The sequence below is a fragment of the Amnibacterium endophyticum genome (assembly GCF_042680685.1).
In the GTDB taxonomy this organism is placed as follows: domain Bacteria; phylum Actinomycetota; class Actinomycetes; order Actinomycetales; family Microbacteriaceae; genus Amnibacterium; species Amnibacterium endophyticum.
On sequence record NZ_JBHUEA010000012.1, the window covers coordinates 34,558 to 51,483 of the forward strand.

Here is a 16,926-nt window from a genome sequence, read left to right on the forward strand (position 1 = left end):
CTGCCGCGTCCGCGGCCGTCAGCCCCGGTCGCCCTCGACGCGCAGCACCCCCGCGACGTCCTCGACCTCCGCCGCGCGGGCCAGCGCCTGCACGACGGCGGCGAGCGCCGCCTCCGGAGCCCGGTGGGTGCCGATGACGAGCGTAGCGGTGCCGCCGACGGCCGCCCGGGTCTGCTGCGCCGTCTCGATCGACACCCCGTGCTCGGCGACGAGCCCCGCGATGCGGGCCAGCACCCCGGGTTCGTCGCGCACCGCGAGCGAGATCTGGTACCGGCTCGTGACCACGCCCGGGTCGACCACGGGCAGCCCGGAGGACGGGGGCGCGGCGATGCCGGGCCCGCCGATGACGTGGCGCCGCGCGGCCGAGACGAGGTCGCCGAGGATCGCCGAGGCGGTCTCGGGCCCGCCGGCGCCCGCGCCGTAGAACATGAGGTCCCGCGCCGAGTCGGCCTGCACGAAGATCGCGTTGTTCGCGCCGTGCACCGCCGCGAGCGGGTGGTCGCGCGGCAGCAGCGCCGGGTGCACGCGGGCGCTGACCCCCTGGGTGCCGTCGGGCGCCGTGAGCCGCTCGCAGATCGCGAGGAGCTTCACGACGTGGCCGGTCTCCCGGCCGGCGGCGACCTGCTCCGCCGTGACGTGCTCGATGCCCTCGACAGGCACCGACTCGAGCGGCACCGTCGTGTGGAAGGCGAGCCCGGCGAGGATCGCGGCCTTGTGCGCGGCGTCGAGCCCCGACACGTCGCCGCTCGGGTCCGCCTCCGCGTAGCCCAGCTCGGTCGCGGTGGCGAGCGCGTCCTCGAACGAGTCGCCGTGATCGTCCATCCGGTCCAGCACGTAGTTCGTCGTGCCGTTCACGATGCCGAGGATGCGGCGGACGTCGTCGCCCGCGAGGCTGTCGCGGAGCGGCCGGATGATCGGGATCGCCCCGCCGACGGCGGCCTCGTAGTTCAGCTGCGCGCCGACCCGCTCCGCGGCCGCGAACAGCTCGGGGCCGTGCGTGGCGAGCAGCGCCTTGTTGCCGGTGATGACGTCCGCGCCGCTCTCGAGCGCCAGCAGCACCAGCTCGCGGGCCCGGTCGGTGCCGCCGATCAGCTCCACGACGACGTGCGCGCCGAGCACCAGGCTCTCGGCGTCGGTCGTGAGCAGGTCGCGCGGCAGGCTCGGCGTGCGCTTCGCGTCGAGGTCGCGGACCGCAACGCCGGCGAGCACGAGCGGTGCGCCCACGCGGGACGCGAGCTCGGGCGCCCGCGTGATCAGCTGGTGCGCGACCTCGGCGCCCACGGTGCCGGCGCCGAGCACCGCGACGCGGATGGGGAGCACTCCCGGGGTCATCGCGCCTCCGTCATGACGAGCCCGGCGTCGCGAGCGAGCACGTCGCCCACGGTCTCCCGGGTGATCAGCAGCCGGTCGGCGCCGCGGTCGACCGCGACGACGGCGGGCCGCCCGACCAGGTTGTAGTTGCTGGCGAGCGAGTGGTGGTACGCGCCCGTCGCGGCGACGGCGAGGAGGTCGTCGCGGCCGGCGTCCGCGGGCAGCAGGTCCGCGCGCACGACGACGTCGCCGGACTCGCAGTGCTTGCCGACCACACGCACCAGCACCGGCTCGGCGGACGAGTCGCGGCCGGCCAGCCGGACCGTGTAGTCCGCGGCGTAGAGCGCCGTGCGGACGTTGTCGCTCATGCCGCCGTCGACCGAGACGTAGCGGCGGACCGCGGGCCCCTCGTCGGACTCGACCACGACGTCCTTCACCGTCCCCGCGCGGTACACCGTCACGCCGGCCGGGCCGACGATCCAGCGGCCCGGCTCCATCGCGAGGTCCGGCACCGGGATCGCGAGCTCGGCGCACGCGGCGACGACCGCGTCGACGACGCCGCGCGCCAGGTCCTCGATCGCGGGCGCCTCCTGGTCGGCCGTGTAGGCGATGCCGAAGCCGCCGCCGAGGTTCAGCTCGGGCACCGGGCCGCCCGCCAGCAGGTCGCGGTGCACGGCGAGCAGCCGGCGCGCCGCCTCGGCGAAGCCCTCGGCCCCCGAGATCTGCGAGCCGATGTGGCTGTGGAGCCCGAGCAGCGCGAGCTCCGGCCGCGCGCGGACCGCCGCGGCGACGCCCGGCACGTCGGCCAGGGGCACGCCGAACTTCTGGTCCTCGCGCGCCGTGGCGAGGTACTCGTGGGTGGAGGCGTGCACCCCGGAGTTGACGCGGATCCGCACCGGCTGCAGGCGACCCGCGGCACGGGCGGCGTCGGCGACGCGGCCGACCTCCTCCGCGCTGTCGAGGACCACCGTGCCGACGCCCGCCTCGAGCGCCTGCGCGAGCTCCGCGTCGGACTTGTCGTTGCCGTGCAGGCCGAGGTCGGCCGCCGGGACGCCCGCGGCGAGCGCCAGCGCGAGCTCGCCGCCCGTGCAGACGTCGAGCCGCAGGCCCTCGTCGCGCATCCAGCGGACGACGTCGGCGGACATGAAGGACTTGCCGGCGTAGTAGACGTGCGCGGTCGCGCCGGCGCGCTGCGCCTCCCGGCGGAAGGCGGCGAGCGCGCGGCGGGCGCGGCTGCGCACCTCCCCCTCGTCGAGCACGTAGAGCGGCGTGCCGTGGCGCTCGGCCAGGTCGGCCAGGGCGACGCCGCCGACCTCGATGCGGCCCTCGTCGTCGCGGCGGGCGGACGCCGGCCAGACGTGCGGGGCGAGGGCGCGGGCGTCGCCGCCGGCGAGGCGCGCGGGGGCGAGGGGGTTCGGATGCGTCACGGCAGGGCCCTGTTCGATGCGGTCGATGCCGGCGAGCGGACCCGGCATGGTCCCTGAAGCCGCCGCGATCCTACCGGGCCCGGCACGCCGCGCCTCCGGCTCCCCCGCCCGCTCGCCCAGCGCGCCCTGGAGCGCACCCACCGGCGAGACCTTCAGCAGGAACGGAGAGCGTCAGCAGGAAGGAGGGCCGCCCCGGTTCCTGCCGACGGTCTCCGTTCCTGCTCGAGCGCTCGCGCGTTCCTGCTGACGGGCTCCGGGTTCCTGCTGACGCCCGCCGGGGCTGCCGGGTCCCCACCGCGCGCGCCGGGTCAGGAGCAGGTGCCGGTGTCGTCGAGGCTGAGGCGCTCGGGATCGAGGTCGCGGGCCTGCAGCGTCGCGCGCACCTGCCCGGGCCGCACCTGCAGCGCGGTCAGCCGGATCGGCTTCGGGAGGTACTCGGCCGCGCAGACGTCGACGCCGTTCGGCAGCAGCTGGCGGACGATCGCGGTCGCCGGCACGCTGGCCGGCCCCGCGGTCAGGGTCGCGTCGGACGGCTCGAGGTGCACGACCTGGTCCTCGAGGGTCGGCTTCAGCGCGACCCGCACGGTCACCGCGAGGCCGAGGAACGACTGCTGCAGGCTCGTCGTCACCGTGCCGTTCCCGAGCCTCGGGGCGGTCGCGTTCACCTGCTGCAGCGCGGGCAGGTCCCGGAACGCCCGCTGCCCCACGGTCAGGTGCACGGTGGCGTCCCCGATCGGGCCGCCGTCCACCGGCACGCCGTAGAGCTCGGCGGAGGCGGCGGAGTCCGCGCCGGCGACCGTCAGGCCGCTGGTGCGCAGGCTCACGTGATCGAACGAGCCGGCGGCCAGCTGCTGCAGCGCCGAGAAGCCGTCCACCGTCGCCGTGACGTCGCCCTGCACCCCGTCGGGCAGGTTCGCCTCGACGCTCTGCGCGATCTGCCGCTCCGCGCGGTCGCGCACGATCCCGTCCGCGACGATCGCGGCGATCACCGCGAGCGCGAGGACCACGACGACCACCACCGCGAGGACGATCGGCCAGCGGCGACGCCGGCGGCGCTGGGTCCGCACCGGCGCGGTGCCGGTCGGCCCGCCGCCGCCCTGCCGGGCGCCGACGGGCGGCGAGCCGCTCACATCCGCTCCGGCGCGGAGACGCCGAGCAGCCCCAGCCCGTTGCGCAGCACCTGCCCGAGTGCCTCGTTCAGGACGAGCCGGGTGCGGTGCACGGGCTCGATCGGCTGGTCCGCGAGCGGGATCACGCGGCAGCTGTCGTACCAGCGGTGGTAGGCGCCGGCGACCTGCTCCAGGTAGCGGGCGACCCGGTGCGGCTCGCGCAGCGCCGCCGCGCGCGCGACCGTGGAGGGGAACTGCTCGAGCACGCCGAGCAGCTCGGACTCGGTCGGGTCGGTGAGCAGCGACGGGTCGAACGCGTCGACGCCCTCGTCCTCGCGGGTGACGCCGGTCGTCGCGGCGTTGCGCGCCACGGAACGCGTGCGGGCGTGCGCGTACTGCACGTAGTAGACGGGGTTGTCGTTCGTGCGCCTCGAGATCAGGTCGAGGTCCACGTCGAGCGCCGAGTCGACCGAGCTGCGCACCAGCGTGTACCGGGCGGCGTCGACGCCGACCGCCTCCACGAGGTCCTCGAGCGTCACGACGGTGCCGGCGCGCTTCGACATGCGCACGGGGCTGCCGTCGCGGACGAGGTTGACCATCTGGCCGATGAGGATCTCGAGGTGCTCGTGCGGGGTGTCCCCGAAGGCCGCGACGACGGCCATGAGCCGCCCGATGTAGCCGTGGTGGTCGGCCCCGAGCATGATGATCGCCCGGTCCGCCCCGCGCTCGCGCTTGTCGAGGTAGTAGGCGATGTCGCCCGCGATGTAGGCGGACTCGCCGTTGCTCTTCACCACGACCCGGTCGCGGTCGTCGCCGAACTCCGTCGTCCGGAGCCAGAGCGCGCCGTCCGCCTCGTACATGTGCCCGAGCTCGGTCAGGCGGGCGATCGCCCGCTCGACGGCGCCGGACGTGTAGAGGTCGTTCTCGTGGAAGTAGACGTCGAAGTCGACGCCGAACTCGTGCAGCGACTGCTTGATCTCGGTGAACATCAGGTCCACGCCGCGGGCGCGGAAGACCTCGCGGGCCTCCTCGCGCGGCAGCGCGGTCAGGTCGCCGTCGTACTCGGCGACCACCCGCTCGGCGATCTCGCGGATGTAGTCGCCGCCGTAGCCGTCCTCGGGCGCCGGCTCGCCGAAGGCCGCGGCCAGGAGGCTGGCCGAGTAGCGGTCGATCTGCGCGCCGTGGTCGTTGAAGTAGTACTCGCGGACCACCTCCGCGCCCTCCGCCTCGAGCATGCGGGCGAGGCTGTCGCCGACGGCGGCCCAGCGCGTGCCGCCGAGGTGGATCGGCCCGGTCGGGTTCGCCGAGACGAACTCGAGGTTCGTCCGGACGCCGGCGAGCGCGTCCCCGCGGCCGTAGGCCTCGCCCTCGGCGACGATGCGCGCGGCCAGGGCGCCGGCGCTCGCCGCCTCGAGCGTGATGTTGATGAAGCCGGGCCCCGCGACCTCCACGCCCTTGACGCCCGGCAGGCCCGTCAGGTCGGCCGCCAGCTCGCCCGCGAGGTCGCGCGGCGGCACCCCGATGCGCTTCGCCACGCGCATCGCGACGGTGCTCGCCCAGTCGCCGTGCTCGCGGCTGCGGGGGCGCTCCAGCACCACGTCGCGATCGGCGATGTCGAGGTCGGCGGCGCCGCGTCTGGCGGCGGCCGACCGCACGGAGTCGCGCACGGCGACCTGGAGCTCGGCCGGAGTCATGGCGGACGAGCCTACCGGCGCCGATCCGCCCGGATCCGCCGCGCCGATGGCCCTCGCACTGGGGGTGCGGGGCCGTTGCTACCGTACGGCCCGATCCGGGCGGCGGGCCCGGCGGAGGAGGGGTCGCGGGATGCGGGGTATCCGGCGGATCGGCGGGGCGCTGCCCCTGGTCGCGCTCACCTGCGGGCTGCTGGCGGCCTGCACGTCGAACCCCGTGGGGGCCGTCGTCACGCCGAGCGCGACGCCGAGCGCGCCGCCTCCCGTGGTCACCCCCGCGCCCACCCCGACGACGCCGCCGCCCACGCAGTCGGCCGCGGACGCGACGCCCGTCGACCTGCGCTGCGCCGACCTGGTGCCGAAGGACGTCGCCCGGACGCTCGCGCCCGAGCTGACCCGGGTGAAGGACTGGACGCCGACGGCCGGCACTCCCGCGGCGCAGCTCGCCGATCTGAAGGGCACGGCCTGCGCCTGGACCGACGCCGCGGGCGACATGCTCGAGGTCGCGGTGGCGGAGCCGTCGCGGAAGGACGCCACGCAGCTGAAGAACGACCTCGTCCGGCGCAGCAACTCCGTGCCGACCTACGGCGGCGAGGCCTACTTCCAGATCGTCGACCACGTCGGGCGCGTCGACGCCTTCCGCGGGCGGACGTGGATCTCGGCGCGGTCGAACCGCTTCCTCGAGCCCGGGGACGCGGCCGGCGTCGTCGCGTCGGTCGACGCCGCGGCGGGCACCTCCCCCGTGACGGCGAGCCCCACGCCGACGGCGGAGCCGACCCCGTCTCCCGCGCCGACCTCCTGAGAGCTCGCCGAGCGCGGGCATAGCCGCAGGGCCCCGCGGTTGCACCGCTCCATGACAGTGCAGGACATCTCCACCATCGGCCTCATCGGCGCCGGCAACATCGGCTCGCAGCTCGCCCGCCTCGGCCTGCGGCACGGCTACCGCGTCGTGATCAGCAACTCGCGCGGGCCGGAGACGCTCGCCGACCTCGTCGCCGACCTCGGTGACGGCGCGCGCGCGGCGACGGCCGAGGAGGCGGCGGAGGCCGGCGACGTGGTCGTGGTCACCATCCCGCTGAAGAACATCGATCAGGTGCCGGTCGCCCCGCTGCGCGGCAAGCTCGTGATCGACACGAACAACTACTACCCGCAGCGCGACGGGCGGATCCGGCCGCTCGACGACGCGACCGACACGACGGCGGGGCTGCTCCAGGCGCACCTGCCGGAGTCGCGGGTGGTGAAGGCGTTCAACCACATCATGGCCGCCGACCTGACGACGAAGGGGTCGGAGCCGGGCACCGACGGCCGCCGCGCGCTCGCCGTGTTCGGCGACGACGCCGACGCCCGCGCGACGGTGGAGGCGATGATCGACGAGTTCGGGTTCGACGCGGTCGACGCCGGGCCGCTGTCGGAGAGCTGGCGCAGCGAGCGGGACCAGCCCGGCTACGTCAAGCCGATGGACGCCGACCAGCTGCGCGACGCGCTGACGAAGGCGGAGCGCGACATCAACTGACGCGCTCGGGGACCCGCGCATCCTCGAGCGGAGGCGCCGGGCTGCTAGCCTGGAGCCTCCCCAAGCCCCCATAGCTCAGGGGATAGAGCACTGCCCTCCGGAGGCAGGGGCCCAAGTTCGAATCTTGGTGGGGGCGCGCCCCGAACGAGGCCCGGCGCCGCGTGTGAAGCGGTGGCCGGGCCTCCACCCGTCCCGGCCGGTGCTGCGTGATCGCCGCCCCCGGAGGAGGACCCGAGTGCGCCGCCTCCCGCCCGTGGTCTTCGTGCTCGCCGCCGGCACCTTCCTGATGCTGACGAGCGAGTTCGTCGTGGCCGGGCTGCTGCCCGCGATGGCGCGGGACCTCGGCAACGGGATCCCCCAGGTCGGCACCGCGATCACGGTCTTCGCGGTCGGGATGATCGCGTCGCCCGCGACCGTGCTGCTCACGCTCCGGCTGCCGCGGCGATCGACGCTCGCCCTGCTGCTCGCCGTGTTCGCGGCCGGCCACGTCGCGGCGGCGCTCAGCCCCGCCCTCGCGCCGCTGCTGGTCGCCCGCTTCGTCACCGCCCTCGCCACCGGCGCGTTCTGGGCGCTGTCCGGCCTCGTCGCCGCCGACGCCGCCGGGGAGGCGGCGTCGAGCAGCGCCCTCGGCGTCATCCAGGGCGGCGGAGCGCTGGCGACCGTGCTCGGCGTCCCCGTCGGGGCGTTCGCCGCGCAGGCGGGCGGCTGGCGGGACCCGTTCTGGGCGCTCGCCCTGCTGGCGGCCCTCGCCTCGCTGCTCGTGCTGCGGACCGTGCCCGGCGGGCACGCGCGGCACGGCGCCCCGACGCTGCGCGGCGAGCTGCACGCGCTCCGCAGGGGCCGGCTGTGGCTCGTGCTCGGCACCTGCGCGCTCGTCGCCGCCGGCGTGCTGTCGATCTACGGCTTCAGCGCCCCGCTGCTCGTCGACTGCGCGGGGCTGCCGGAGGCGCTCGTCCCGGTCGCCCTGGCGGTCTTCGGCGGGGCGGGGCTCGTCGGCACGCTGCTCGCCGGCCGGCTCGGGGACCGCCACCCGCACGCGGTCGTCGTCGGGGCCGCAGCGATCACGCTGGCGGCGGCCGCCCTGCTCCTGCCGGCCTCCTCGTCGCCCGTGCCGGCGGTGCTCGTCCTCGGGCTGCTCGGGCTCAGCGGGCTGTCCGCCAACCCCGTGCTGGCCCTGCTCGCCATCCGGGCCGGCGGATCCGCGCCGACGCTCGCGAGCGCCCTCACGCCCGCCGCCTTCAACACGGGCACGGCGGTCGGCACCGGCATCGCCTCGGCGGCGCTCGCCGGGTCGGCCGGCGTGCTCGCCCCCGTCCAGATCGGCGTGGTCGCGGCGGCCCTGGTGCTCGGCGCGTCGATCGCGATCGCGCTGGTCGGACCGCGGGCACGACGCGCGGGCGGCGCCGTCGTCTGACGGACGGCTCGACCGGGCGCGGGCTCAGTCGCCGCGGACGACGGGGATCAGGCCGGTCTCCGCGGCGACGCGGCGCCGGTGGAGCATCCGCTGCTCGGGCAGCGACAGGTCGAAGCGCACCGCCAGCAGCCGGATGACCGCGGTCGTCGCCACCGCGGCGACGCCGGCCGCTGCGACGGGCACGCCGAGCAGGTGCAGCACCACCAGCAGCGCGGAGCCGGCGCCGGCGGCCACCGCGTAGAGGGAGCCCACGTGCATCACCGCGACCGGCAGCCCCATCAGCACGTCGCGGAGCACCCCGCCGCCGACGGCGGCGCAGACGCCGACGAAGACCGCGGGCACCACCGGCAGGCCGAGGAGGATCGCCTTCGAGGTGCCGAAGGCGCCGAAGAGGCCGATGACGACCGCGTCCAGCCCGACGATGAGCCCCGCGACCCGGTGCAGCGGCCGGGCGATCAGCATGCCGAGCAGCGCCGAGGCCGTCGCGGTGACGAGGTACCAGTCGCTGCGCAGCGTGGCCGGCTCGCGCCCGAGCAGCAGGTCGCGGATGATCCCGCCGCCCATCCCGAACACGAGCCCGATGATCGCGACGCCGAGCAGGTCCAGCCGCCGCTGGCCCCGGAAGCCGGAGGCGAAGAGCGCCCCCTGGAGCCCGCCGAGCGCGACCGCGCTGAGGTCCGCCCAGAGCGGGATGACGAAGCCCTGACCCACCCGCCCATGATCGTGCACCGTGCGCCGGCCGCCCGGCCCGACCGTCGCACGCCCCGACCGCCGGTGGGACCGGTCCGTTCGCCGATGGCGAACACGCCGGGACGCTTCCGGCCGGTTCCGCCGCACCCGGGTGACCGTGAGTCATGGCCGAGCCCCGCACGTCCGACGGCGTCGTCTCCGGCGCCCCCGAGCCCCTCGACGCGACCTGCACGCGCTGCCGCCGCGAGGGCGTCTTCAGCGTCGGGCTCTACGTCCTGACCGAGGACGGACCGGTGCGGGTCGGCGAGCGCGTCTTCTGCGTGTGCGAGACGCACCCGGCGTTCCGCGCCACCATCACGAACGGGGACGCCCGCCGCACCGGCGAGACGTGCGACCGCTGCCATCGCGTGTCCATGTACGCGGTGCCGTTCTTCGCGATGTCGAGCACCGGCGTCGCGCCCCACAGCGTCAAGGTCATCTGCCGCGACTGCGACACGCGCCCCAAGCGCTGACCGCCCTGCGGCCGCGTCCGCCCCTCTCGTAGGCTCGCCGGCATGCCGTCGCGGTTCATCGTGGTGCCCGAGTGGCAGGGGTCGTCGTCGAGCCGGTCGATGCGGCTGATCGACGGCGCCGAGGCCATCCGGGGCGACCTCCCCTCCAGCGCGACGACGACGGTGGAGGTGCCCCTCGGGGCGGGCGAGTCGCTCGGCACCGAGGTCGCCCGCTACTCCTCCCTCACCGCGGTGCGGGAGCGCGTCGCGGACGCCCTGCGCGCCGTGCCGGCGGACCACGTGCCGCTCGTCATCGGGGGCGACTGCGGCGTCGAGCTCGCCGCGGTCGAGCACGCGCTGCGGGCGGCGCCGGACCTCGCGGTCGTCTGGCTCGACGCGCACGCCGACCTGAACCTGCCGGGCGCCTCGCCGAGCGGCGCCTTCCACGGGATGGTCGCCCGCGCCCTGCTCGGCCAGGGCGCCGAGGGCCTCGTCGCCGACCCCGCGCTCGACCCGGGACGGCTGGTCCTCGCCGGCGTGCGCGCCTGCGACCCGCCGGAGGACGCGTTCATCGCCGAGGCCGGTGTCCCGATGGTCTCCCCCGCCGCCCTCGAGGACCCCGCGGCGCTCGTCGCGGCCGTCGAGGCGACCGGCGCGACCGCCGTCTACGTGCACGTCGACCTCGACGTGCTCGACCCGGAGGACATCGTCGGCGTCGCGGCGCCGGAGCCGTTCGGGGTGCGCGTGCCGGCGCTCACCGCCGCGATCCGGGCGCTGCGGGAGCGGTTCCCGCTCGTCGGGGCCGGCATCACTGAGTTCGCCCCCGCCTCCCCCGCGGACGCGCGCACGGACCTGCCGGCGGTGCTGCGCGTCCTGTCCGCCCTGACCGCGCGCGTCGGCTGACGCCCAGGGGACGTCCCGGCTCCCCCGGCTAGCGTGCCCGGATGACGGACGACAGCGCCCGGGTGGTCGTGGAGCGCGACGGCGCGATCCTCCGCATCGGGCTGAACCGTCCCGCCAAGAAGAACGCGGCGGACCGGGCGCTGCTGTCGGCCCTCGCCGAGGCCTACACCCGCCTCGAGCACGAGGACGGCGTCCGCGTCGGGCTGCTGTACGCCGAGGGCGACGACTTCACGGCCGGGCTCGACCTCGGCGACATCGGCGGCGATCTCGCATCCGGCGGCATCGACTTCCGTCGCGACGACCAGGTGGACCCGTGGGGGCTCGCCGGACCGCCGCGCACGAAGCCCGTCGTCGTGGCGGTGCACGGCCTCTGCCTCACCCTCGGGATCGAGCTGATCCTCGCCGCCGACGTCGCGGTGGCCACCGACTCCGCCTCCTTCGGCCAGATCGAGGTGGCCCGCGGCATCCTGCCGTTCGGCGGCGCGACCGCGCGGTTCCCCGCCGCCGTCGGCTGGGGCAACGCGATGCGCTGGATGCTGACGGCGGAGCGCTTCGACGCCGCCGAGGCGCTGCGCATCGGCCTCGTGCAGCAGGTGGTCCGCGACGGCACCGAGCTGTCGACGGCGACCGCGATCGCCGAGCGCATCGCCGCGCAGGCGCCGCTCGCCGTCTCCGCCGTGCTCGCCGCCTCGCGCGCGGCACGGGCCGCGGCCGAGCGCGACGGCCTCGCGGACGTGGGCGGCGCGCTGGCCCGGCTCACGACGTCGGCCGACGCCGCGGAGGGCGTGCAGGCGTTCCACGAACGACGCGACCCGGTCTGGACCGGGCGCTGATCGCGCCGAGCGCGCAGGGAGGACGGAAGCCGTGGCCCAGAGCTACGACCTGATCGTGATCGGAGCCGGCCCCGTCGGCGAGAACGTCGCGGACTACGCGACGAAGGAGGGCGTCCGCTGCGTGATCGTCGAGTCGGAGCTCGTCGGCGGCGAGTGCTCGTACTGGGCGTGCATGCCGTCCAAGGCGCTGCTGCGGCCCGGGGCGGCGCTCCGCGGAGCGCGGCACGTCGAGGGGGCGAAGCAGGCCGTGACCGGCGGCCTCGACGCCGAGGCGGTGCTCGCGCGACGGGACGCGACGGTCTCCGACTTCGACGACGGCGGCCAGGTCGCCTGGCTGCAGTCGGCCGGCATCGACCTCGTGCGGGGCGTCGCGCGCCTCGACGGCCCGAAGCGGGTGGTCGTCACCGCGGCCGACGGCGGCGAGACGGTGCTCGAGGCCCGCCACGCGGTCGCGGTCTGCACGGGCAGCGCCGCGCTCGTCCCGCCGATCGACGGGCTCCGGGAGGCGGAGCCGTGGACGAGCCGCGAGGCCACCTCGGCGAGCGCCGTGCCGGAGCACCTGATCGTCATCGGCGGCGGCGTCGTCGGCGCCGAGATGGCGACGGCCTGGACCGACCTCGGCGCGAAGGTCACCCTGATCGCCCGCGGCGGGCTGCTGACCGGCATGGAGCCGTTCGCGGGCGAGCTCGTCGCGGAGGCGCTCCGCGCCGCGGGCGCCGACGTCCGCACCGGGACGGGCGTGACGAAGGTCGAGCGCACCGGCTCCGCGGTCGAGGTGACCTGCGACGACGGCTCGACCGTCCGCGGCACGGAGGTACTCGTCGCCACCGGCCGCAGCCCCCGGACGGACGGGCTCGGGCTCGGATCCGTCGGGCTCGAGGACGGCGGGTGGCTCGGCGTCGACGACACGATGCTCGTCGACGCGGCGACGAACGCCGACGACCCCTGGCTGTACGCGGTCGGTGACGTCAACCACCGGGCGCTGCTGACGCACGAGGGCAAGTACCAGGCGCGCGCGGCCGGTCGGGTGATCGCGGCGCGGATGCGCGGCGACGACCCGGACACCGGGCCGTGGACGCGGTACACGGCCACCGCCGACCACGCCGCCGTGCCGCAGGTGGCCTTCACGGACCCGGAGGCGGCGTCGGTCGGGCTCACGGAGGAGGCGGCCCGCAAGGCCGGGACGAGGGTCCGCACGGCCGAGTACGACATGGCGTCGGTCGCGGGCGCCTCCGTCTACGACGACGACTACACCGGGAGGGCGAAGCTCGTGATCGACGACGAACGGGACGTGATCGTGGGGGCGACGTTCGTCGGCACCGACGTCGGAGAGATGCTGCAGGCGGCGACCATCGCCGTGGTCGGCGAGGTGCCGATCCAGCGGCTCTGGCACGCGGTCCCGGCGTACCCCACCATCAGCGAGGTCTGGCTGCGCCTGCTCGAGACGGACGGCCGCGCATGAGCGTCCAGCTGCCGCCGCCCGGGCGCATGGAGGGCAGGACCGTCGTCGTGACCGGGGGCAGCTCCGGCATCGGGCGCGCCGCCGCCCGGGAGCTCGCGCTGCTCGGCGCCGACGTCGTCGTCATCGGCCGGAACGAGGAGCGGACGAACGCCGTCGCGGCCGAGACGGGCGGCCGGGCGTACCTGGCCGACTTCAACCGGCTGGACGAGGTGCGGGGCCTCGCCGCACGCCTGCTCGAGGACCTGCCGCGCATCGACGTGCTCGCGAACAACGCGGGCGGCGTCGGCGCCCGGCGCGACACCCCGGACGGCTTCGACGAGACCTTCCAGCGCAACCACCTCGGCCCGTTCCTGCTGACGAACCTCCTCCTCGACCGGCTGCGGGAGACCGCGGCGGACACCGGGGACGTGCGGATCGTGCAGACCTCGTCGGCGGGCAACCTCGGCGGCCGCATCCGGCTCGACGACCTCGACACGCGGCGCGGACCGTGGCTCGGCGGCTTCCGCGCCTACGGGACCGCGAAGCTCGAGAACATCGTCTTCACGCGCGAGCTCGCGCGTCGGCTCGCCGGGACCGGCATCAGCGCCTACGCCTTCCACCCCGGCTTCGTCGCCACCGGGTTCGGGGGGCACGGTCCGGTCATCTCCCTGGTGAAGCGGGTGGCGATCACCCCGGAGGCGGGCGCGCAGCCGCTGGTGCGGCTGGCGGCCGCGCCGTCGGTCCCGGCGCCGTCGGGCAACTACTTCGACCGGCTGAAGGCGCCGGGGCGGACGGTGCCGCAGGCGGACGACGCCGCGCTCGCGAAGGCGCTGTGGGACGCGAGCGCGCTCCGCGCCGGGCTGTGACCGCGTCGGCGGCGCGCACGGGCGGCCGCCGCTAGAGTCCACCTCCGTGGTGCTGGCCGTCCTCGGGTCCGGCCTGCTGGTGCTCGGCGCCGCGGCGGTGGCGCTCGGCGTCCTGCCCGCGCAGGACGCGCTGGCGCTCGGCGAGCGCGTCGCCCCCGTCCTCGGCTTCGTCGTGGCGATCACGGTGGTCGCCGCCGTCGCCTCGGAGGCCGGGGTGTTCGACCGGCTGGCCGACCTCGCCGCTCGTGTCGCGCGGGGGCGCGGCGCCCTGCTCTGGCTGCTCGTCGCAGCGGTCGCCGTCGCCTCGACCGTCTTCCTCTCGCTCGACACCACGGCGGTGCTGCTGACGCCGGTCGTCGTGGTGCTGGCCCGGCGCGTCGGGCTGTCGCCGCTGCCGTTCGCGATGACGACGGTGTGGCTGGCGAACACGGGCTCGCTGCTGCTGCCCGTGTCGAACCTGACGAACCTGCTGGCGGAGTCGGACCCCGCCTTCGGCGCGGCCTACGTCTCCCGCAGCTGGGCGCCCGCGCTCGTCGCGGTGGTGGTCCCGCTCGCGATCCTCGCGGTCGTGCACCGGCACGCGCTCCGCCACCGCTACGAGCCGCCCGCGGCGCGGACCATCGGCGACCCCGTCCTGTTCCGCACCGCCGCGATCGTGCTGGCGCTGCTCGTGCCGGCGCTCGCCGTCGGCGAGCCGCTGCTCCACGTGCCGGTGTGGGTGCCGGCGGCGGCGGCGGCGGTCGTGCTCGTCGTCGCCGCCCGGCTGCGGGCACCCGCCGTGCTGCGGTGGCGCCTGCTGCCCGTGCCGCTCGTGCTCTTCGTCTGCGGCCTCTTCCTCGCGGTCGACGCGATCGGCCGCCTCGGCCTCACCGACCTGCTCGCCGCCGCGGCGGGCACCGGCGAGGGGCCCGGCGCGCTGCTGCGCCTCGCCGGCGTCGGCACCGTCACCGCGAACCTCGCGGACAACCTGCCCGCCTACCTCGCGCTCGAGCCCGTGGCCGGCAGCGAGCAGCGGCTGCTCGCGCTGCTGGTCGCGGTGAACGCCGGCCCGCTCGTCACCCCGTGGGCGTCGCTGGCGACGCTGCTCTGGCACGGCCGGCTCGAGGCCCTCGACGTGCACGTGTCCTGGTGGCGGTTCGCGGCCCTCGGGCTGGTCGCCGCGCCCGTGACGGTCGCCCTCGCGACGCTCGCGATCCTCCTGACCTGAACCCGCCTCACCAGAAGGCGGGCGGGTGGCGCCGGGGCCAGCCGAACCGCCGCTCCAGCTGCCGTCCCAGCGCGAGCAGGGCCGCCTCGCCGCCGGGCCGACCGATCAGCTGGACGCCCGCGGGCGCACCGTCGTCGGACGAGCCCACGGGGAGGCTGATCGCCGGCAGCCCGCTCACGTTCACGAACGACGTGAAGGGCGCCGCGAGCACCTGCCGGTCGAAGACCTGCGTCGCGCCGTCGCCGTCGCCGGTGTACCAGCCGAGCGGCCGCGGCGGCAGCGCGGTGGTCGGGGTCAGCACGGCGTCGAAGGGGGCGAAGGCGGCGATGGCGCGCCGCTCGAAGGCCGCCGCGGCGACCGCGGCCGAGACGACGCGCTCCGCCGGCATCGCGCGACCGCGCTCGACGATCTCCCGCGTGTAGGGCTCGAGCAGCGCCAGCTCCGCGGGGGTGCGGGCCGGGATCGGGGCGGCGCCCGCCAGCCACAGCACCCGGAAGAAGTCGGGGTAGTCCTCGCCGGGCAGCCGCACCGGCTCGAGGCCGTGGCCCAGCTCGTCGAGGGCCGCCGCCGCACGGGCGACGGCGGCGGCGTTGTCGGGGTCGACCCGCACGTCGAGCGCGTCGTCCCAGACCGAGCCGTCCAGGACCCCGATCGCGAACCGGCCCTCGCCGCGCACGGCGGTGCCGAGGAACGCCTCGTCGACGCGTGGCGGCTCGGTCGCGTAGCCGGCGGGCACCGGACGTCCCGCCGGCGCCACGAGCGCGTCGAGCAGCATGGCCGCGTCCGCGACCGTCCGCGCGATCGGGCCCGCGGTCACGAGCCCGGCGAACCCGCCCTGCCCGCCCTGCGCCGGCACCCGGCCCCGCGAGGGCTTCAGCCCGACGACCCCGCACCACGCCGAGGGGATCCGGATGGAGCCCCCGCCGTCCGAGCCGACCGCGAAGGGCACGAGGCCCGCGGCGACGGCGGCGGCCGCTCCCCCGCTGGAACCGCCCGCGCCCGTCGCGGGGTCCCACGGGTTCCGGGCCGGCGGCCGCCCGGCGGGCTCGGTGAACCCGGTCAGGCCGAACTCGGGCGCGGTCGTCGCCCCGAGCACGATCGCCCCGGTCGCGTCGGTCGCGCGGGCGACGTCGTCGGACTCCTCGACGACCGCGTCGGCGAAGAGCCGCGAGGCGCCCCACACGGTGCCGGCGCGGCGCACCAGCTCCTTCTCCCCGATCGGCACGCCCGCGAGCGGCGCGGGGCCCTGACCGGCGTCGTCGACGCGCGCGGCGGCGGCCGGCGCGGCGTCGGCGTCGACGCGGCTGAACGCGCCGAGCGCCGGGTCCAGCCGCTCGATGCGCTCGAGGTGGTGGCGCACCAGCTCCAGCGCGGTGACGTCCCCGCGTCGGATCCAGTCCCACTGCTCCTGTGCGGTGAGGTGGTGCAGCGCGAACGCCACGGCTACTTCACCGTCCGCTGCAGCATGACGGTGCCGATCCAGCGGCCGAACTTCTGCGCGACCCTGCCCATCCGCCCCGTCTCGTGGAAGCCGAGCGCGGCGTGCAGCGCCAGCGACGACTCCGCGCCGCTGTCCGCGACGACCGCGAGCAGCTGCTTCAGCCCCGCCTCCTTCGCGGCGGCGATCAGCGCCGTGAGCAGCGCGCGGCCGAGCCCCTTGCCGGTCGACGCGGGCCGGAGGTAGATCGACTCCTCCGCCGTCCAGCGGTATGCCCGCTTCTGGATCCACGGCTCGCAGATGGCGTAGCCGAGCACCTGGCCGGTCGGCGACACCGCGACGAGGAAGGGCAGGCCGAGGCGGCTGACGTAGGCGAAGGTCGAGCGCCACTCGCGCAGCGTCTTCGTGTCCGTGTCGAGCGTGACCATCGTGTTCACGACGTAGTGGTTGTAGATCGCCCGCACGTCGGGCAGGTCCTTCGCCGTGGCCGGCCGGATCTCGTAGGCGAACGGCGGCTCGGGCGGCTCGATGCGCCGCAGGTGGAACGGCTTGCGCCGGGCGGGCGCGTACTCCTCTTCCAGCACGGGCGCGG

General features: G+C 76.2%; 16 protein-coding genes and 1 tRNA gene. 10 read left to right on the forward strand and 7 right to left on the reverse strand.

The annotated features are described in order from the left end of the window. Positions 1 to 18 precede the first annotated feature (18 nt). From ACFSBI_RS09010 to argS, 4 genes are all read right to left on the reverse strand, one after another. The gene (locus ACFSBI_RS09010; RefSeq protein ID WP_377934153.1) at positions 19 to 1,332 is read right to left on the reverse strand and encodes a homoserine dehydrogenase; all 1,314 of its coding nucleotides are present in this window, start codon (positions 1,330 to 1,332) and stop codon (positions 19 to 21) included. After that, positions 1,329 to 2,786 carry a diaminopimelate decarboxylase gene (lysA, locus tag ACFSBI_RS09015; RefSeq protein ID WP_377934155.1) on the reverse strand — a complete coding sequence of 486 codons (1,458 nt, stop codon included), beginning with the start codon at positions 2,784 to 2,786 and terminating at the stop codon, positions 1,329 to 1,331. The genes ACFSBI_RS09010 and lysA overlap by 4 nt, the downstream gene beginning before the upstream one ends. Positions 2,787 to 3,046: 260 nt before the next feature. Beyond that, positions 3,047 to 3,868: an LmeA family phospholipid-binding protein gene (locus ACFSBI_RS09020; protein WP_377934157.1), complete on the reverse strand. Its 822-nt coding sequence runs from the start codon at positions 3,866 to 3,868 to the stop codon at positions 3,047 to 3,049. Beyond that, positions 3,865 to 5,541, reverse strand: a complete 1,677-nt coding sequence (gene argS, locus ACFSBI_RS09025; RefSeq protein WP_377934159.1) for an arginine--tRNA ligase — start codon at positions 5,539 to 5,541, stop codon at positions 3,865 to 3,867. The genes ACFSBI_RS09020 and argS overlap by 4 nt, the downstream gene beginning before the upstream one ends. Before the next feature lie 130 nt (positions 5,542 to 5,671). On the opposite strand from argS, the gene ACFSBI_RS09030 reads away from it, so the two are divergent. From ACFSBI_RS09030 to ACFSBI_RS09045, 4 genes are all read left to right on the forward strand, one after another. Continuing rightward, the gene (locus tag ACFSBI_RS09030) at positions 5,672 to 6,340 is read left to right on the forward strand and encodes a hypothetical protein (protein ID WP_377934161.1); all 669 of its coding nucleotides are present in this window, start codon (positions 5,672 to 5,674) and stop codon (positions 6,338 to 6,340) included. Between the two features lie 51 nt (positions 6,341 to 6,391). Then, positions 6,392 to 7,051, forward strand: a complete 660-nt coding sequence (locus ACFSBI_RS09035; protein WP_377934163.1) for an NADPH-dependent F420 reductase — start codon at positions 6,392 to 6,394, stop codon at positions 7,049 to 7,051. Positions 7,052 to 7,115: 64 nt separating this feature from the next. Then, positions 7,116 to 7,187: transfer RNA gene (locus tag ACFSBI_RS09040), tRNA-Arg, on the forward strand. 99 nt (positions 7,188 to 7,286) lie between these two features. Next, a complete protein-coding gene (locus ACFSBI_RS09045; RefSeq protein WP_377934165.1) occupies positions 7,287 to 8,465 on the forward strand; it encodes an MFS transporter in 1,179 nt (392 codons plus the stop codon). 24 nt (positions 8,466 to 8,489) lie between these two features. On the opposite strand, the gene ACFSBI_RS09050 is transcribed toward ACFSBI_RS09045, so the two are convergent. After that, entirely contained in the window at positions 8,490 to 9,176 is a 687-nt protein-coding gene (locus ACFSBI_RS09050) for a trimeric intracellular cation channel family protein (RefSeq protein ID WP_377934167.1), read from the reverse strand. A gap of 143 nt (positions 9,177 to 9,319) precedes the next feature. Between ACFSBI_RS09050 and ACFSBI_RS09055 the strand changes: the two genes are divergently transcribed. From ACFSBI_RS09055 to ACFSBI_RS09080, 6 genes are read left to right on the forward strand one after another with little or no spacing between them, the layout of a single operon-like run. Beyond that, entirely contained in the window at positions 9,320 to 9,667 is a 348-nt protein-coding gene (locus tag ACFSBI_RS09055) for a hypothetical protein (protein WP_377934169.1), read from the forward strand. Between the two features lie 42 nt (positions 9,668 to 9,709). After that, complete coding sequence (locus ACFSBI_RS09060) at positions 9,710 to 10,549, forward strand: arginase family protein (protein WP_377934170.1); 840 nt, start codon at positions 9,710 to 9,712, stop codon at positions 10,547 to 10,549. Positions 10,550 to 10,590: 41 nt separating this feature from the next. Next, a complete protein-coding gene (locus tag ACFSBI_RS09065; protein ID WP_377934172.1) occupies positions 10,591 to 11,382 on the forward strand; it encodes a crotonase/enoyl-CoA hydratase family protein in 792 nt (263 codons plus the stop codon). Positions 11,383 to 11,413: 31 nt separating this feature from the next. After that, positions 11,414 to 12,844, forward strand: a complete 1,431-nt coding sequence (locus ACFSBI_RS09070) for a dihydrolipoyl dehydrogenase family protein (protein ID WP_377934174.1) — start codon at positions 11,414 to 11,416, stop codon at positions 12,842 to 12,844. Next, entirely contained in the window at positions 12,841 to 13,689 is an 849-nt protein-coding gene (locus ACFSBI_RS09075; RefSeq protein ID WP_377934176.1) for an SDR family NAD(P)-dependent oxidoreductase, read from the forward strand. The genes ACFSBI_RS09070 and ACFSBI_RS09075 overlap by 4 nt, the downstream gene beginning before the upstream one ends. Positions 13,690 to 13,735: 46 nt before the next feature. Next, the gene (locus tag ACFSBI_RS09080; RefSeq protein WP_377934178.1) at positions 13,736 to 14,896 is read left to right on the forward strand and encodes an ArsB/NhaD family transporter; all 1,161 of its coding nucleotides are present in this window, start codon (positions 13,736 to 13,738) and stop codon (positions 14,894 to 14,896) included. 7 nt (positions 14,897 to 14,903) lie between these two features. Here ACFSBI_RS09080 and ACFSBI_RS09085 read toward each other — a convergent pair whose 3' ends face one another. Together ACFSBI_RS09085 and ACFSBI_RS09090 are read right to left on the reverse strand one after the other, a co-directional pair. Further along, positions 14,904 to 16,337: an amidase gene (locus ACFSBI_RS09085; protein WP_377934180.1), complete on the reverse strand. Its 1,434-nt coding sequence runs from the start codon at positions 16,335 to 16,337 to the stop codon at positions 14,904 to 14,906. Positions 16,338 to 16,339: 2 nt separating this feature from the next. Next, positions 16,340 to 16,918 carry a GNAT family N-acetyltransferase gene (locus ACFSBI_RS09090; protein WP_377934182.1) on the reverse strand — a complete coding sequence of 193 codons (579 nt, stop codon included), beginning with the start codon at positions 16,916 to 16,918 and terminating at the stop codon, positions 16,340 to 16,342. Positions 16,919 to 16,926: the final 8 nt, after the last annotated feature.

What these genes read in the sequence shown, in the direction of transcription:
- ACFSBI_RS09010 (WP_377934153.1), bottom strand. Translation starts at nt 1,332, where the DNA reads ATGACCCCGGGAGTGCTCCCCATCCGCGTCGCGGTGCTCGGCGCCGGC.
- lysA (WP_377934155.1), bottom strand. Translation starts at nt 2,786, where the DNA reads ATGCCGGGTCCGCTCGCCGGCATCGACCGCATCGAACAGGGCCCTGCC.
- argS (WP_377934159.1), bottom strand. Translation starts at nt 5,541, where the DNA reads ATGACTCCGGCCGAGCTCCAGGTCGCCGTGCGCGACTCCGTGCGGTCG.
- ACFSBI_RS09030 (WP_377934161.1), top strand. Translation starts at nt 5,672, where the DNA reads ATGCGGGGTATCCGGCGGATCGGCGGGGCGCTGCCCCTGGTCGCGCTC.
- ACFSBI_RS09035 (WP_377934163.1), top strand. Translation starts at nt 6,392, where the DNA reads ATGACAGTGCAGGACATCTCCACCATCGGCCTCATCGGCGCCGGCAAC.
- ACFSBI_RS09055 (WP_377934169.1), top strand. Translation starts at nt 9,320, where the DNA reads ATGGCCGAGCCCCGCACGTCCGACGGCGTCGTCTCCGGCGCCCCCGAG.
- ACFSBI_RS09060 (WP_377934170.1), top strand. Translation starts at nt 9,710, where the DNA reads ATGCCGTCGCGGTTCATCGTGGTGCCCGAGTGGCAGGGGTCGTCGTCG.
- ACFSBI_RS09065 (WP_377934172.1), top strand. Translation starts at nt 10,591, where the DNA reads ATGACGGACGACAGCGCCCGGGTGGTCGTGGAGCGCGACGGCGCGATC.
- ACFSBI_RS09075 (WP_377934176.1), top strand. Translation starts at nt 12,841, where the DNA reads ATGAGCGTCCAGCTGCCGCCGCCCGGGCGCATGGAGGGCAGGACCGTC.